Annotated in this window: 13 protein-coding genes; 5 read left to right on the top strand and 8 right to left on the bottom strand. The window is 45.0% G+C overall.

What is annotated here, in order from left to right:
- The first annotated feature begins 303 nt into the window (after positions 1–303).
- Both AC5JPY_RS00440 and AC5JPY_RS00435 read left to right on the top strand, forming a co-directional pair.
- Complete coding sequence (locus AC5JPY_RS00440) at positions 304–1,305, top strand: LLM class flavin-dependent oxidoreductase (protein WP_493851714.1); 1,002 nt, start codon at positions 304–306, stop codon at positions 1,303–1,305.
- 49 nt (positions 1,306–1,354) lie between these two features.
- The gene (locus tag AC5JPY_RS00435; protein WP_319050336.1) at positions 1,355–1,528 is read left to right on the top strand and encodes a hypothetical protein; all 174 of its coding nucleotides are present in this window, start codon (positions 1,355–1,357) and stop codon (positions 1,526–1,528) included.
- Between the two features lie 111 nt (positions 1,529–1,639).
- Here the strand turns inward: AC5JPY_RS00435 and AC5JPY_RS00430 are convergent, their stop codons facing one another.
- The 5 genes from AC5JPY_RS00430 to ispF all read right to left on the bottom strand — a co-directional run bounded on the left by AC5JPY_RS00430 (position 1,640) and on the right by ispF (position 6,908).
- Positions 1,640–2,599: an AEC family transporter gene (locus tag AC5JPY_RS00430; protein WP_493851713.1), complete on the bottom strand. Its 960-nt coding sequence runs from the start codon at positions 2,597–2,599 to the stop codon at positions 1,640–1,642.
- Positions 2,600–2,861: 262 nt separating this feature from the next.
- Complete coding sequence (gene mnmG / locus AC5JPY_RS00425; protein WP_319050334.1) at positions 2,862–4,757, bottom strand: tRNA uridine-5-carboxymethylaminomethyl(34) synthesis enzyme MnmG; 1,896 nt, start codon at positions 4,755–4,757, stop codon at positions 2,862–2,864.
- Between the two features lie 302 nt (positions 4,758–5,059).
- Positions 5,060–5,599: a hypothetical protein gene (locus AC5JPY_RS00420; protein WP_493851712.1), complete on the bottom strand. Its 540-nt coding sequence runs from the start codon at positions 5,597–5,599 to the stop codon at positions 5,060–5,062.
- Between the two features lie 266 nt (positions 5,600–5,865).
- Complete coding sequence (gene grxD / locus AC5JPY_RS00415) at positions 5,866–6,216, bottom strand: Grx4 family monothiol glutaredoxin (RefSeq protein ID WP_193012410.1); 351 nt, start codon at positions 6,214–6,216, stop codon at positions 5,866–5,868.
- 185 nt (positions 6,217–6,401) lie between these two features.
- Positions 6,402–6,908 carry a 2-C-methyl-D-erythritol 2,4-cyclodiphosphate synthase gene (ispF, locus tag AC5JPY_RS00410; RefSeq protein ID WP_319050332.1) on the bottom strand — a complete coding sequence of 169 codons (507 nt, stop codon included), beginning with the start codon at positions 6,906–6,908 and terminating at the stop codon, positions 6,402–6,404.
- 368 nt (positions 6,909–7,276) lie between these two features.
- On the opposite strand from ispF, the gene mnmA reads away from it, so the two are divergent.
- A complete protein-coding gene (gene mnmA, locus AC5JPY_RS00405; protein ID WP_493852703.1) occupies positions 7,277–8,389 on the top strand; it encodes a tRNA 2-thiouridine(34) synthase MnmA in 1,113 nt (370 codons plus the stop codon).
- 211 nt (positions 8,390–8,600) lie between these two features.
- Positions 8,601–9,992, top strand: coding sequence for an adenylosuccinate lyase (purB, locus tag AC5JPY_RS00400; RefSeq protein WP_493851711.1), 1,392 nt, complete (start codon positions 8,601–8,603; stop codon positions 9,990–9,992).
- A gap of 172 nt (positions 9,993–10,164) precedes the next feature.
- Here the strand turns inward: purB and AC5JPY_RS00395 are convergent, their stop codons facing one another.
- On the bottom strand, positions 10,165–10,350 hold the full coding sequence (locus tag AC5JPY_RS00395; RefSeq protein ID WP_201571421.1) for an NF038104 family lipoprotein: 186 nt from the start codon (positions 10,348–10,350) through the stop codon (positions 10,165–10,167).
- Between the two features lie 130 nt (positions 10,351–10,480).
- Here AC5JPY_RS00395 and AC5JPY_RS00390 point away from each other — a divergent pair, with 130 nt between their 5' ends.
- Complete coding sequence (locus AC5JPY_RS00390) at positions 10,481–11,653, top strand: JmjC domain-containing protein (protein WP_493851710.1); 1,173 nt, start codon at positions 10,481–10,483, stop codon at positions 11,651–11,653.
- Between the two features lie 203 nt (positions 11,654–11,856).
- Here the strand turns inward: AC5JPY_RS00390 and AC5JPY_RS00385 are convergent, their stop codons facing one another.
- The gene (locus AC5JPY_RS00385; RefSeq protein WP_319050327.1) at positions 11,857–12,549 is read right to left on the bottom strand and encodes a 1-pyrroline-5-carboxylate dehydrogenase; all 693 of its coding nucleotides are present in this window, start codon (positions 12,547–12,549) and stop codon (positions 11,857–11,859) included.
- A gap of 11 nt (positions 12,550–12,560) precedes the next feature.
- A complete protein-coding gene (putA, locus tag AC5JPY_RS00380; RefSeq protein ID WP_493851709.1) occupies positions 12,561–15,824 on the bottom strand; it encodes a bifunctional proline dehydrogenase/L-glutamate gamma-semialdehyde dehydrogenase PutA in 3,264 nt (1,087 codons plus the stop codon).
- Between the last annotated feature and the right edge of the window lie 295 nt (positions 15,825–16,119).

Genomic DNA, 16,119 nt, shown 5'->3' with positions numbered 1-16,119 from the left:
TCATGTTGATAAAGTATTGATGATTCATATCATAATTACTTTATCAATAACCAATAAAAGCAGGTAACCTAGGTTGCCTGCTTTTTTGTTCTCTATGATGGTGCAATATTGCTTGTACTACCTCTATATCGTATGACGACGTTATATGTAACGCTTAATGGTTAATAAGTGATTATTAAGTGGACTTAAATACTGAGTTAGCTTACTTTGTTATGATTGATTAACACCGACTAGCAGCACTTGAAACTATCACTAATCATGAGCATATCGGTAGACAGTAATTTACACACTACTGGATAATTTATGAATAACAACATCCCTTTATCTTTTTTAGATCTAGCACCCGTACCTGAAGACCATACTATCGCTGAAGGTATCGCCCAAACGGTTGAAACCGCACAGCAAGCAGAAAAGTCTGGCTTGAATCGTTATTGGATGGCAGAGCATCATAATATGCCAGGTATTGCTAGTGCAGCAACCTCGGTACTTCTATCGCATATCGGTAGTCAAACCAAGCGCATTCGTATTGGCGCGGGCGGCGTCATGTTACCTAACCATGCACCCCTCGTGATCGCTGAGCAGTTTGGTACCTTGCAAGCGCTCTACGGCGACCGTGTTGACTTGGGTCTGGGACGGGCACCTGGTACTGATGGGGCGACGTTTCAGGCACTTCGCCGACAAATGAAAGACGCTGAGCGTTTTCCGCAGGATGTACAAGAGCTGATGTACTTTTTGGGCAATGATACTGACGGTAGTCCTGTACAGGCATTTCCTGGTGCAAAATCAGGCATTCCTATTTGGATATTAGGCTCTTCTCTTTTTGGCGCGACTTTGGCCGCCCATTTAGGACTGCCTTACGTGTTTGCCTCGCACTTTGCACCGCAGATGCTTGGACAAGCAATCGCTGCCTACCGTGAACAGTTCAAACCATCTGCATATCTGGACAAGCCTTATGTGATGCTGGCTGCGAACTTATTACTTGCTGATGACGATGAAACCGCTGAATATCACTTTACTTCAGCGCAGCAAAGCTTTGTGCGGTTGCGCCGCGGTGAAACCGGTCAGATGCCAAAACCCACTTACGATATGGACAGTATCTGGAGTCAAGCAGAAAAGATGATGGTAGACAATGCGCTATCAGTGTCTTTCGTTGGCTCTGTTGAGACCGTTAAACCTAAATTGTCTGCGTTTTTGGCAAGATACCAGCCGGATGAGCTGATCGTGACGGCCAACATCTATGACCAAGCTGCCCGTATCCGTTCACTTGAACTTACACCGGAGCTAAACTTATTTACTTTACAATGAAATGAGAGACTTGCATAATTATTAGTAAACCTAAAACTGGATCTTTGACATGGAAGCAACTCCCATTATTGGCGCGTCATTGATGATTGGCTCATCAATATTTATGTATATCGTGGCGCTCCTTGCAGTACTGGCTATTTTTGCATACCTTACCTATCGTACTAGCCCTAAACGCAAACAGCGCCGAGAAGATAAGCGCAATCGAGACAATTTAAATCGATAACAAAAAGCCCTTTCTCAAATAAGAAAAAGGGCTTTTTTTGGCTCAAAGATATGCCAACACTCAATAATGCTGTTGATTTAAATGTAACCGATGTCCTTAATAAAATAAATACTACATCAAGCCAAGCGCACGTAGCGTTGCCGCCCCAAACGCCATTCCGAACATGCCAACGACCGTAGTAAACGCTAAAATATTTGCTGCCAGTATATCATTGCCACCCATCGCTTTTGCCATCACATAACTGGCTGCTGCTGTTGGTGAGGCCACCATCAAAAACAACACGCCCATATGCACACCTGACAAGCCAAATGCCAGTCCAATCGCGACGGCTACCAATGGTGCAACAACAATGCGTCCAATACTAGCCTGCATGGACAATCCTGACGCGCTCAGCATTGATTTCAAATCAATGCTCGCACCAGCGCAAATCAATGCCAATGGTAATGCGACTGCTGCCAACAAGTCACCAGTCTTATGTATCACACCTGTCAGTGGTGGCAATGGCAGTGCCTTATATGCAAATGCTGATAGCAATGCCAAGATAAGCGGATTGGTAAACACCTTCTTAATAATCATAATACTGCGACTGATCAAGGTATCATCTACGCTTTTTGAAACACGGCTCAAGGTAATGACTGCTAAAATATTGAACAGTATCGTCACCACGCCCATATAAACAGCACCAATACTTAAACCTTGCGCGCCATAAGCGTTGGCAACCGTTGCAAGACCAATAATTGCCATATTACTACGGAAAATACCCTGTACGAACACGCCTTGATCTTCAGGACGTTTGACAAACCGCTTGGCATAAAGCTCTGCGCCAATAAACAAAACAAAGGTTACCAAGATACCAACGAAGATTAGCTTAATTTGCTGACCATAGTCGACATCACTATCGACCACGCTAAAGAACAACAAGCACGGCAAGCAGTAGTTAAAGACAAAACTTGATGCTTGATCGATAAAAGTTTGGCTGGTCTCACCTCGCCTTTGCATAAAAAAACCCAACCACATCAGTGCAAGGTTGGGAAAGACAATGGTAATCGCAAAAATAACAGCATCGATCATAAATAAGCTCAGTTCGCTGACAAGCCCGACATCATATAGGCATCAGCGATATAAATTAATAAATAGTAGTGAGATTTGGTGAATTTGGCAACCTAGTTTCAGTGACCTAGTATAGAGATAAAGTAGCCAGTAAAACAAGCTCACATACTTCTTTCTTGTCAGAACGATGTATATCTTGACAAACAAAAGCCTGTAACGAAGTGTCATTACAGGCTTTTTATATCATAGGTGCTTTATTATAAAAGACTTTGTGGCATACCTATTATGAGTCCAATGCCGCCTTTGCTTTCTTATGTTTTTTGACCGTCATCGCCAATAGCTGTATAGCAGCAGGTGTCACGCCACTCACTCGTCCAGCCTGAGCAAGCGTCGCAGGACGCACTTGCGTGAGTTTCTGTACGATCTCGTTCGATAGACCTGAGACAACGCTATAATCAAAATCTAGCGGTAATGCTGTGTTCTCTAGTCGCTTCATCTGATCGATGTCTTCCTGCTGACGATCAATATAGCCTGCGTATTTCACAGAAATCTCGATCTGCTCGCCCACTTGTGCATCTACTGTTGAATCAGTAATAGCAGCGATATCCGCAAAGTGAATCTGCGGACGCTTCAGCAAATCAAAGGCTGTCGATTCTTTAGACAGCACCTCACCTGTTTGCTCAGTCACTTGCTTACCTAATGCATTACTAGGCGTTGCCCACATGTCTTTTAGACGCGAGGTTTCTGTCGAAATGGCTTCCATTTTCTCTTGATAGGCCTGCCAGCGCACATCATCTACCAGTCCTAGCTTACGACCTGTCTCAGTTAAACGCTGATCGGCATTGTCTTCACGTAGCAATAGACGATACTCTGCGCGGCTCGTGAACATACGATATGGCTCGGTCGTACCGTGCGTAATCAAGTCATCGACAAGCACACCAAGATAAGCTTCATCACGGCGCGGTGTCCAAGTGTCAAACTCGCTGTTATTGGTCGTCACGAGTGCGGCATTAGTACCTGCTAGTAGACCCTGTACGCCCGCTTCCTCATAACCCGTCGTACCATTAATTTGACCAGCAAAATACAAGCGATCGATAGACTTGGTCTCAAGCGTTGGTTTTAAGTTCTGCGGATCAAAGTAATCATATTCAATTGCATAGCCTGGACGTGTGATATGAGCGTTTTCTAGTCCTTTCATACTATGAATAAATTCTAGTTGCACATCAAACGGCAAACTGGTCGAAATACCATTTGGATATAGCTCATGCGTGGTGAGACCTTCAGGCTCGATAAAGATCTGATGGCTGTCTTTATCCGCAAAACGATGGATTTTGTCTTCAATCGATGGGCAATAACGCGGGCCTACGCCTTCGATTTTTCCAGAGAACATCGGTGAGCGGTCAAGGTTCTCACGGATGATGTCATGAGTACGCGCGTTGGTATGGGTGATATAGCAATTGACCTGTTCAGGATGCATAGAGACGTCACCCATATAGCTCATGACTGGTAGTGGCGTATCACCCGGCTGTACCGTCATCACGCTAAAATCAACGCTACGGGCATCGATACGCGCTGGTGTGCCTGTTTTTAAACGACCTACTGGTAGTTTAAGCTCACGCAAACGATCTGCAAGTTTGATAGACGGCTGGTCTCCTGCACGGCCACCCTTTGAGTTTTCCATACCAATATGAATGACACCGCCCAAGAAAGTCCCTGAGGTCAGCACCACTGTTTCAGTCTTAAAGACAATACCTGTAGAGGTCACAACTGCTGTCGCACGGCCATTCTCTACCAAGATATCGTCAGCGGCTTGCTGAAATATATCTAAGTTCGGCTGGTTTTCTAATGTATGGCGAATCGCCGCTTTATACAGAATACGGTCTGCTTGCGCACGCGTGGCACGAACGGCAGCCCCTTTACGGCTATTTAGTACTCGAAATTGGATACCTGCTTTGTCCGTTGCCAGCGCCATTGCACCGCCCAACGCATCAATCTCACGCACCAGATGCGATTTACCAATACCGCCAATCGCAGGATTACAACTCATCTGCCCGAGCGTCTCAATATTATGCGTCAACAATAAGGTCTGTGCGCCCATACGTGCAGCCGCTAGAGCAGCTTCTGTGCCAGCATGACCACCGCCGATCACTATCACGTCATAATGTTTTGGGTATTGCATGTTTGCCTCACTTGACTCATAACGCTGCTTGGTACCACATTTCATTGAATAACATGGTAGTCGGCAAATAAACGTCAGTCGTATTTATAAAAAAGATAACGACTCAGATAAGTCGTTCATAATTGGTTAGATAACCTGTCATTATAACAATTTTTTGACGCTTAAAAAACGCTAGGACAAAAACTATTATAATTAAGCGCAAAGATATTTATACCAGTAATGACGATGTTGACAGTAACACCGTCATTACTGGTGCAGCCACCATCACTTTAGCGGTTAGCTTTTTAGTTTATGATGATATCTTAGCCATTACCGTTACCACGGCTCAGCGGTACTATTTGATCCGATTGACCACTAGACAGCATATGATGACTGCCATACCCTTCTGGGTTGATTTGTAAATAGGCATTCATTTGACCAATGGCATCACCGTCATCACTCGCCAAAATCTGCGCTTTGATGAGCTCAACTGGCGGTAATGGTAAGTTTTTGAGCAGGGCCAAGCGCTGGTGGTTATCACCCTTATTAACTACCAATTCGATAAGCTGACGGGCATCGATTGGCAAATCTGGCGTGTTTTGAGCCAACAATGCCAAATGATAAGCACCTGCCGGATCTTGGTCCACAACAATGCGCTGTTCAATAGCGATATAGGTCGCTTCAGTTGCCCCGCCCGCCACACTAAGCTGATGAATACACTTGAGTGCTGAGTATGACTCATTATTAGCAATCTCAATAATGCGTGTCGATTCATTTTTTAAACGCTCACGGCGTTTTTCAATCGCTGCCTGCTCAGCCGCTTCTGTTTGCTCATTTGACTGTTCATTGGTTTGATTATTCATAAAGCTCTCTTATTCATCCGATAATTATTATTTATATAGCTTGTATCTTAGGCACTATATGGGGGTAAATCCCATAAAAACAACGAAGCCTAATGACATAGGCGCGTGGAAATAATAATAGGGACAAGAATAGATAGGGTATTAGTGACACTAATAGCAACAATAAAAAAACCCAAACAGCCATTAATGACCATTTGGGTTTGCTGTGCTTGTACCTTATAAAGGCTAATTGGACATCAAAGACATCCAACCAACACTCTCAAGTATTAAGCAGCAGGGCTGTTTGCTTCAACCAATGGCTTTAGCTCACCTGATTGATACATTTGCAAAATAATGTCAGATCCGCCCATCAGCTCACCATCGATCCATAACTGTGGGAACGTTGGCCAGTTAGCAACTTTCGGGAGTGTTGCGCGGATTTCTGGGTTTTCTAAAATGTTTACAAATGCAAATGGACGACCAATCTGAGTCAACACTTCAATAGAGCGTGCAGAAAAACCACACTGCGGAAATTGCGGCGTGCCTTTCATGTAGATAATGACTTTATTGTCACGGATTTGATCACGGATCAATTGTTCAACGTCGTTTGCAGCAGTATTTGGGGTTTGCTCACTCATAAAAGCTCCTATTGATAAAGCGGTTTATTAAAATGATTATTTATATAAAAATAATTATGTGAAGATATGGCTGATACATGGGGTGACCGCTTGTATATTACAAGCGCCCTTTCATATTGTTTTAGCCAGTTGTTGTTTACTAAATCTAAAAGCTCTAGATTCAACAGCTCCTAGATTCGATAACGTTATGGACCAACCGCATTAGGCACCAATAATACCACGGCGTTGGCCATGATGCCTTCTTGTCGACCAGTAAATCCCAATTTTTCCGTCGTAGTGGCTTTCACACTGATATTGCTAATATCTGTTTGCAAGTCGCTCGCAATATTAGCGCGCATCGCTTGGTTGTGCGGTGCCAGTTTAGGCCGTTCACACATCACCGTGATATCGGCATTGCCTAGGCTATAACCTGCCTCTTGTACTTTGCCATAAACGTAGCGTAGCAATATACGCGAGTCTAGGCCTGCATGGGCGGCGTCTGTATCAGGGAAATGCTGACCAATATCACCAAGTGCTAAAGCGCCAAGTAGTGCGTCAGCCAAGGCATGCAAAACCACGTCGCCGTCAGAGTGTGCCAGCAAACTGTGCGAATGCTCAATGGGCACCCCTGCCAATACGACGTATTGCTGCTGCTGACCGTTGTTATGAAACGCGTGAACATCAATACCTTGACCGATTTTTATCATTTTCATTCCAAGATGAGTTAGACGTGATTAAAATAATTCAAAATGACTATCTGAATTTTCAAAGTGGTTTTCCCAATAGCTAGATAGCATCGGTCGCCACCAGTTTAAATTAACTGGTATAATATGACGTTTATTTTATCATAATACCAGATTCAAAAGACAAGCTGACGCTGTTGTGCTGAGACTATACATTATAGAAATTGCATAACTCTTGGCGTCGGCATTTACTTTGGATAACGTATAAATAGTTGAGCCGTTCTATGTCAGCCATACAAAATACCTCAAGCGCAGTCGTTTCTGAGTCTTTTAATGCTCATCGCCCGTTGACACTTGCCGACGTCGAAAACCCTAGCACCAAACATGTGATTGTTGGTATGTCAGGTGGGGTCGACTCCTCTGTGTCAGCCGTATTACTTCAACAAGCGGGTTTCAAGGTTGAAGGCCTGTTTATGAAAAACTGGGAAGAAGACGATGGTACAGAATACTGTACGGCAATGGACGACCTAGCAGACGCGCAAGCCGTATGTGACAAAATCGGTATGAAGCTACATACTGCCAACTTTGCTATGGAATATTGGGACCGTGTTTTTGAGCATTTTTTGGCAGAATACAAGGCTGGACGCACCCCTAACCCCGATATCTTGTGCAACAAGGAAATTAAGTTTAAGGCGTTTTTGGACTACGCGTTAACCCTTGGTGCAGATTATATCGCTACAGGTCACTATACGCGCCGCAGTGTGAATTACAAAAATGCCGAGGGTGACGAGGTTGCCCAGTTATTGCGCGGCCTTGATAACAATAAAGACCAAAGCTATTTCTTACATGCGGTTGGCGGTGACAAAATCGCCAAAACACTATTCCCAGTTGGTGAGCTTGAAAAGCCAGTGGTACGTCAAATTGCCGAAGAGCATGACCTAGCGACGGCTAAGAAAAAAGACTCTACAGGTATTTGCTTTATTGGTGAGCGCCGCTTTAAAGACTTCTTACAGCAATATCTGCCTGCTCAAAAAGGCGAGATACTTACGGATGACAATAAAGTCATCGGTACTCATGATGGCCTCATGTATTACACACTGGGTCAACGCGGCGGCATCGGTATTGGCGGGGTCAAAGACCGTCCTGAGGAGCCTTGGTTTGTATTGGCAAAAGACTTAGAAAAAAACCGTTTAATCGTTGGTCAAGGGCACGAGCATCCAATGCTAATGAGTAACGAACTAAAAGCTTATAAGCTCGATTGGACGAATGGTCTGCCGCCTGCTGATGTGTTTAGTGACGAAGGTCTAGCCTGTATGGAAAAGTCTCGCTATCGCCAGCCAGACCAGGCATGTCGCGTGTTTGCGACCAATGCTGATGGCAGCGAAGTGCGTGTCATATTTGATGAGCCACAGCGCGCCGTCACTCCTGGTCAGTCAGCCGTATTTTATATCGATGACGTATGTCTGGGCGGCGGCGTGATTGAATCTATCGATGCACCTTGTGGATTCTAATTACTTCTTAAGACCCAACTTGAGGTACAGATGTTGATGCAGTGAATAGATTGATTTTAACGAGCCTCAACATCGCTTTATTTGCATAGACCGCTTTTTTAATAACATATTTCTGCTATATTACGCGCAGCGATTTCGATGTCGTTTTTTGTATGGTAATTTTTAGCCAGACTCTTGCAGTTTTTTATTTCATAACTACTGAGGCATAACCATGACCCCACTTACCGCTCTCTCTCCAATTGATGGTCGTTACGCATCAAAGGCTGACAGCTTACGTCCTTATTTATCTGAATTTGGTCTAATCAAAGCCCGCGTTACGGTAGAGATTCGCTGGTTGCAGTCATTGGCTGACAACAACGCAATTGGTGAATTAGCAGCATTTGATGAACAGACCAATGCTTTTTTGAATGCGATTGTTGATGACTTTAGCGAAGCAGATGCTCAAACGATCAAAGACATCGAAGCAACGACCAATCACGATGTAAAAGCGGTTGAGTACTTTATCAAAGACAAATTCCGTGGTCAGGATGCCTTAATTGATTCGCTTGAGTTCATTCACTTTGCTTGTACCAGTGAAGATATCAATAATTTATCATACGCATTGATGCTCAAAGACAGTCGCGAGCTCGTCGTTGCCAAAATGCAGCAAGTGACTGACAGCATCGTTGACTTAGCGATCACCCATGCTGACCAACCAATGCTATCACGCACACATGGTCAGACCGCTAGTCCAACGACGCTTGGTAAAGAGATGGCAAACGTCGCCTATCGCCTTGCTCGTCAAATCAAGCAAATCGGTCAAGTAGAGCTACTTGGTAAAATAAACGGTGCCGTTGGTAACTATAATGCGCATTTTTCAGCGTACCCTGACGTCGACTGGCAAAGCCATGCTGAAGCCTTCATCAATCAGCGTCTAGAGCTGACTTTTAACCCTTATACGACTCAGATTGAGCCGCATGACTATATTGCTGAGCTGTTTGATGCTGTTAAACGCTTCAACACAATCTTGATCGACTTTAACCGAGATATCTGGCAGTACATTAGCTTAGGCTATTTTAAACAACGCCTAAAAGACGGTGAAGTTGGATCTTCTACCATGCCGCACAAAGTTAACCCAATTGACTTTGAAAACTCAGAAGGCAACTTGGGCGTTGCCAATGCGATGTTGGCACACTTAGGTGAGAAGCTACCAATTTCACGTATGCAGCGCGATCTATCCGACTCAACGGTACTGCGTAACATCGGTGTTGGCCTAGCACAGAGCATGATTGCATTTGATGCCTGCCTAAAAGGCGTGGGTAAACTTGAATTGAATGCGCAGCGTTTGAATGATGATTTGAATCAAGCGCAAGAAGTGTTGGCAGAGCCGATTCAAACTGTCATGCGTCGCTACCGCGTTGAAAACCCATACGAGAAGCTAAAAGCTTTAACTCGTGGTAATGCTATGACTCGCGAAGCGATGCTGACGTTTGTCGAGAGTGATGAGCTATCGGCAGTTAGTGATACTGACAAAGCAAGTCTACGCGCATTGACGCCAGCCACTTATATCGGTAATGCCGCTGAACAAGCGCGCACTATTAAAGAATGGATTGCCAAGCTTTAATAGCAGCAAGCGGATACCAAAAAATAAGAGTGTTTAAAATAATTTACGCGCTCTTATTTCGATAATAGCATTGTCTGGTTCAGCTAATGTCTTACTGGTTTTGTGACCACACAACAGCCTTACTTTGAATGCTATGATATTAGTTTAAAATTCATAGTTGATAAGTGAGGTTTTATTTTTTGTCATCATCGTCATCACTGTCGCCTGGTATGATGGCTTTGCCAACCGCTACCGTTCCTTTTACCACGCCTTTAGTGGTTTTATAAGCAACTTTAGCGGGCACCGTGACGATTTTGTGGACACAGGCTTGTAGCAAAAACACGCTAGCGATGATTGCGATCAAGTGCAATTTTTTCATAACTTTCCTACGATTTAGTGGCTACTCTGATGATAACCATCAGATAGACCATAATCATAGACTATTAAAACCTTCCTATAAAGCGTCCCTTATTATTAATATTGTACGTATTTAAAATATGGATTTATCAATGACTTCTATTCCGCTTTGTCTACCTGACACCATAACGCCTGAGCAGTTTCTAGCAGAATACTGGCAAAAAAAGCCACTCCTTATTAAGCAAGGGTTGTCGCAACTGATTGACATGTTTGAGCCTGATGACATGATCGGTCTTGCCCTTGAAGAAGACGCTAGCGCACGCCTACTAACTCAAGCAGCCAGTAAAAAAGAAGGTCAAGCGCAGTGGCAGCTCAAAAAAAGCCCGCTAACTGAAAATGACTTTGAAGACTTGCCAGAGCAATGGACGGTATTGGTACAAAATCTCGAACAATGGTCACCAGAGCTGGGTCAGTTGTGGCAAGCATTTGACTTTATTCCGCAGTGGCAGCGTGACGATATTATGGTGTCTTATGCACCGCAAGGTGGGTCGGTCGGTAAGCATTATGACGACTATGATGTGTTTTTGGCGCAAGGTTATGGCTCTAGACGTTGGCAGTTGGGCAAATTCTGTGACGAGCAAACAGCGTTTGTTGCTGATGAGCCGCTGCGTTTATTTGATGATATGGGCGAGATTATCTTTGATGAGGTACTAGAAGCAGGTGACGTGCTTTATGTACCGCCTAAATTATCGCATTTTGGCGTGGCACAAGACGATTGTCTGACTTTTTCTTTTGGGTGCCGCCGTCCAAACTTGATGCAAATTATCGATAGCGTGGCAGATATTGCGACCAACGACAGCAGTTTGTTTGTCCCGATGCTACTGCCACAAGCACTACAGAACTCAGGTGAGCTGCAAACGGATAGTATCGCTGCTATCAAAGCGCAGTTGCTAGAGATGCTACAATCTAGTCGCGGTGACGACATGATTCGTCAAGCAGTCTTGGAGGTGGTCAGTAAGCGTCAATACGATGCGCTGATGCCAGAAGAAGCGTTAGATACCGACGAGCTCATGCAAGCGCTATCAGAAGGTGCTAGATTACAAGCAGACTATAGCAATCGCCTTCTCTATAGCCAGACCAATGATAGCACCGTGCTGTATGCCAACGGTCAACGTATCGACGGGCTTGATGAAGCGGCAATATCAGTACTGGTACGCTTGGCTGATGGTGAAACACTGCAACATAGCGACGTGACGGGTATCGATGCAGATGATTTGAGCGAATGGCTAGAGAACGGCTGGGTATGGGTGGATATTTCTGAATAATACTCAGTAATAAAATTTCGGTTAAATAACGCAAAAAAACCGCTATCTGATAATTACTCAGATAGCGGTTTTTTCTTATACATTTTATGCAATTACTGGTTTGGTACTTATAGCGCTACCAAACACCGCTTAGCCTTTGTGAAGATTGCTATTATGAATAGTTACTATAAAAGCTGAGCGAATTCGTAATTAATGCAACTATTCTACTCTGTACCAAGCTCAAGCAAGCTCGCATTACCACCAATTGCTGTGGTATTGATAGTCTTAACACGCTCAGTGACAAACCGATGCAAATAGTCAGGCGTTAACATTTCTGATAAGCCTTCCATATCAGTGACACTGATAACTTGGGTTAAGATACCATCAGTATTGGCCAGCTCTTGACTGATCGCCTGTACTTCGCTGTGACTACCAGACACTGCTACTTGCGCAAGACGGTCGATGTATAAAAGTGTGACCGTTTGCGAGTCGTTAGCGACGCTTAGCACGTCTTCGCTGATACCAGTATCATGTAGTATCTTAGCCGCTTCGCTACACATATCATCTTGGCTTGGGCAATGTAGTATGACTTCATTACCTGTCAGTAGCGCAGCGATAAGTTGTCCTAGTACGGCCATGGCTCTAGCAGACTCACCGCCAATGACCATGGTTTTACCACGGCCAGTCACATACAAGTCGTTTGACTCGCCAGTTGCACCCGTCATGCGGTGCGTCTCATCTAGACTAGGAGCCGCACTCAATAGATGGTTGAACAAACGCTTTGCTTTATTAGCATCACCAGTGAGCAGCGCCAGTTTTGACACTGCCGCTTGCAGGTACGTTGCGCGATTGACTGCGCCAAGTAGTCGCCAAGATTCACAAACCTGGGCATGATTTTTTTTGAATTCAGTCGCCATGTTGCTACTCCTTATGCGAGTTCTGTTTGAGTGGTAGATTGGGTGGTTGTCGCTGTCATGCTAGCGGCTGGTTGTGCAGCATTGACTGACTCTGATTTGAGCTGCATCAGACGCGCAACATAGTGCGGTCCGCCAGCCTTTGGACCAGTACCAGATAAACCACAACCGCCAAATGGCTGGACGTTTACAACTGCGCCGATTTGGTTACGGTTGATGTAGGTGTTCCCTACAAAAGCACGACGCTCAATGTGCTCAACCGTATTTTCGATACGGCTATGGATACCCAAAGTCAAACCAAACCCTGTATTATTGATGGCATCAATCAGCTTATTCAGATCACGCGCTTGATAACGCAGCACATGTAGAATGGGACCAAAGTGCTCACCGCCGATGACGTCAATGCTTTTGACTTCGATCGCGGTTGGCAGTACAAAGGTAGATTTTTCTTGGCTGACCACTGAACTTGAGCTCATTGGCGTTTGCGCCAAAATATTCGCTGTCGGTTCAGCATCCATACGCGCAATATGCGCCTCCAAACCATGCTTGGCGTCAGCATCAATTACTGGACCTACATCTGTCGCAGCATACAAAGGATTGCCTACAGACAGCTCAGCCATATTGCCTTGCAGTAGCTCGATCAAGTCATCAGCCATCTCTTCTTGCACGCATAGTATGCGGCAAGCTGAACAACGCTGACCCGCTGAGCCAAATGCTGATAGCACCGCATCTCTCACGACTTGCTCTGGCAATGCTGTTGAATCAACAATCATAGCGTTCTGACCGCCAGTCTCAGCGATAAAGACAGGCAACTCACCGCTGGCTTGTGCATGATCATTCAAGCTTTGGTTGATACGCTGGGCAGTTTGCGTCGAACCTGTGAATATCACCCCTGATATGTTGTCAGCAGTTGTCAATGCGCCGCCTACATCACCTGCACCAGTAACTAACTGTAGCGCTTCAGCTGGTACGCCCGCTTGATACATCAACTGTGCACCAAAATGAGCAATTAAGCTGGTTTGTTCGGCAGGTTTAGCCACGACAGTATTACCTGCTGCTAATGCTGCTACGATTTGACCTGTGTAAATCGCTAGTGGGAAGTTCCACGGACTGATACAAACAAAGGTGCCTCGTGGCTTATACACTTGACGAGATTGCTTACCAGACAAATCGGTAAACTCATGTACAACATCGTCTAATCGTTCTGCTTCATCAGCATAAAAACGGCAGAAATCAACGGCTTCTTTGATTTCATCGATGCTGTCTTGCATGGTCTTACCTGCTTCGACTTGGCATAGTGCCATCAGCTCAGCATAGTTTTCTTCAAATAGTTCACCAATCTTACGCAAGATAGCAGCACGCTCAGCGACCTTCACGTTTTGCCACAGACTTTGTCCAGCAACAGCCACATCAATCGCTTGACGCGCTAGTGCTGCATTGGCATATTTGACTTCACCAGCGCTTACATCGTGGTTCCAAGGCGCAAGTACAGTCTGCGCATTCAGCTGATGGATGGCACCATCTACTTCATACTCATTGATCGCTTGACCATTAATGATAGGTGTCGCTGACCATTTGTTATTTAGATGACTATCAATAGCTGATTTGAACGGCAGCCATTGCGACTCAACAAATATATTAGGGCCAAAGCTTGCACGTCGCTCACCATAAATCTCTAGTGGTAACGGGATATCTGGATTGTGCAAGGTGGCATTAGCAAGTAGCTTGTCGTACGGATGTACGGTTAGCTTTTCAATTGGATAAGACTTGTCTAGCAACTGATGGACAAACGAGCTGTTAGCCCCGTTTTCAAGCAAACGGCGTACCAAGTATGGTAGCAGGTCTTTGTGCGCGCCCACTGGTGCATAGATACGCACAGGGATCTCGTAAGCTTGCAAGATATGATCGTAAAGCGCATCACCCATACCGTGCAGACGTTGGAACTCAAAGTCTCTGTGCGCGCTCATGGTCATGATTGACGACAGTGTATGGGCATTGTGCGTGGCAAACTGTGGCCAGATAAGACCGCGCAATTGCTCTGACAATAAGAAACGCGCACAAGCTAGGTATGCGGTATCCGTACCTTCTTTGCGTGTCCATACTGGATAGCCTGATAGACCTTTTTGCTGAGCAAGTTTGATCTCAGTATCCCAGTAAGCACCTTTTACCAGACGTACTGGAATACGGTCGCCTACTTCAGTCGATATACGAGCAAGCCAAGCCAATACAGCGATAGCACGCTTAGAGTAACCTTGCACGACGATACCCAAACCATCCCAGCCAGCCGTCAAATTATCACGGTACAAAGACTCAAACAGTTTTAGAGAAATCTCAAGGCGATCTGCTTCTTCAGCATCGATACTGATATCGACATTGACTTCGCGCGCAGCTTCAATAAGCAATAGGCAACGCTGACGCAATAGCCCCATAACTTGAGCTTCTTGCGTGGCTTCATAGCGAGGATGCAGTGCTGATAATTTAATAGATACAGACGGCTTAGGCATGCCTTCTTTGACTTTAACATTAGCCGTTGCTCTGATCGCATGCAGGTAGTCATTGAAGTACTTTTCAGCGTCTTTGTGCGTGATCGCCGCTTCACCCAACATATCGAACGAATAGGTATAGCCTCTATTACGATATGGTTGGCTGTTTTTGTTGGCGTCTTCGATAGTTTCACCCAATACAAACTGGTGACCCATGATACGCATGGCTTTTTGCATGGCACTACGAATGACAGGTTCACCCATCTTTTTGGTCATGCGATCCAAGAAACCTGATGCAGTGGTGCTGCTGTCGATACTGACAACACGGCCTGTCATCATCATGCCCCATGTAGAAGCATTGACCATAAAGCCATTGTCGTTTTTGATGTGCTTTTTCCAATCAGCGACACTCATTTTGTCATGAATCAGCGCATCAGCCGTGTAATTATCTGGTACACGGATCAATGCTTCTGCCAAACTCATGAGCAAGATACCTTCTTGGGTATCAAGGCTATACTCAAGCAATAATGAGTCAACCATCTTGACGGCTTTGCCATCGTTACGCACATGCTCAACCAGCTTGCGCGTCTGCTCAGCAGCAGCATCGCGCTCTTCTATACTAGGCTTGGCAAGTGGCAATAAATCAGACAACCAACGTTCTTCATCAACGCTATATAATGGCGAAACACGCTTATGTAGCTCTGCTGCTGATTGCGCAAGATACTCTGGCGACAGCAAATCAACAGGATTGAACAAAATCGGCTCTTGCGGGGTAAACTGGTCTACTGGGTTCATAACAACTCCATAACTATCGTTTAAAAACCATAATAAATGGTGCTTTAGGAAGTCTGATCGTCCTGTATAACTGCTCGTAACCGCTATCAAAAAATAGAGGTTATTGACGGATATTCACAGCAATAATCAAAAGACCAAACGGCGCCATCACAAAACTAGAAAATCCAGCACATGCTGGAGACGGTTAAGTAGGTCGTTCGACCGTTAAACGGGCTACGTTAACAATACAAAGGCAACAACGAAAAATTAAGCGGCATTAGTGCCTTCTTCTTGTTAGTAGTGAAAGGAGTGTGAT

The organism is Psychrobacter sp. H27, from assembly GCF_059072655.1.
The sequence above is the reverse complement of the archived record's forward strand: the minus strand, read 5'-3'. Positions and strand labels throughout refer to the sequence as shown.

Bases quoted from the DNA above. Each gene is read 5' to 3' on its own strand.
- AC5JPY_RS00440 (WP_493851714.1), top strand. From the start codon at position 304: ATGAATAACAACATCCCTTTATCTTTTTTAGATCTAGCACCCGTACCT.
- AC5JPY_RS00435 (WP_319050336.1), top strand. From the start codon at position 1,355: ATGGAAGCAACTCCCATTATTGGCGCGTCATTGATGATTGGCTCATCA.
- AC5JPY_RS00430 (WP_493851713.1), bottom strand. From the start codon at position 2,599: ATGATCGATGCTGTTATTTTTGCGATTACCATTGTCTTTCCCAACCTT.
- mnmG (WP_319050334.1), bottom strand. From the start codon at position 4,757: ATGCAATACCCAAAACATTATGACGTGATAGTGATCGGCGGTGGTCAT.
- AC5JPY_RS00420 (WP_493851712.1), bottom strand. From the start codon at position 5,599: ATGAATAATCAAACCAATGAACAGTCAAATGAGCAAACAGAAGCGGCT.
- grxD (WP_193012410.1), bottom strand. From the start codon at position 6,216: ATGAGTGAGCAAACCCCAAATACTGCTGCAAACGACGTTGAACAATTG.
- ispF (WP_319050332.1), bottom strand. From the start codon at position 6,908: ATGAAAATGATAAAAATCGGTCAAGGTATTGATGTTCACGCGTTTCAT.
- mnmA (WP_493852703.1), top strand. From the start codon at position 7,277: ATGTCAGGTGGGGTCGACTCCTCTGTGTCAGCCGTATTACTTCAACAA.
- purB (WP_493851711.1), top strand. From the start codon at position 8,601: ATGACCCCACTTACCGCTCTCTCTCCAATTGATGGTCGTTACGCATCA.
- AC5JPY_RS00395 (WP_201571421.1), bottom strand. From the start codon at position 10,350: ATGAAAAAATTGCACTTGATCGCAATCATCGCTAGCGTGTTTTTGCTA.
- AC5JPY_RS00390 (WP_493851710.1), top strand. From the start codon at position 10,481: ATGACTTCTATTCCGCTTTGTCTACCTGACACCATAACGCCTGAGCAG.
- AC5JPY_RS00385 (WP_319050327.1), bottom strand. From the start codon at position 12,549: ATGGCGACTGAATTCAAAAAAAATCATGCCCAGGTTTGTGAATCTTGG.
- putA (WP_493851709.1), bottom strand. From the start codon at position 15,824: ATGAACCCAGTAGACCAGTTTACCCCGCAAGAGCCGATTTTGTTCAAT.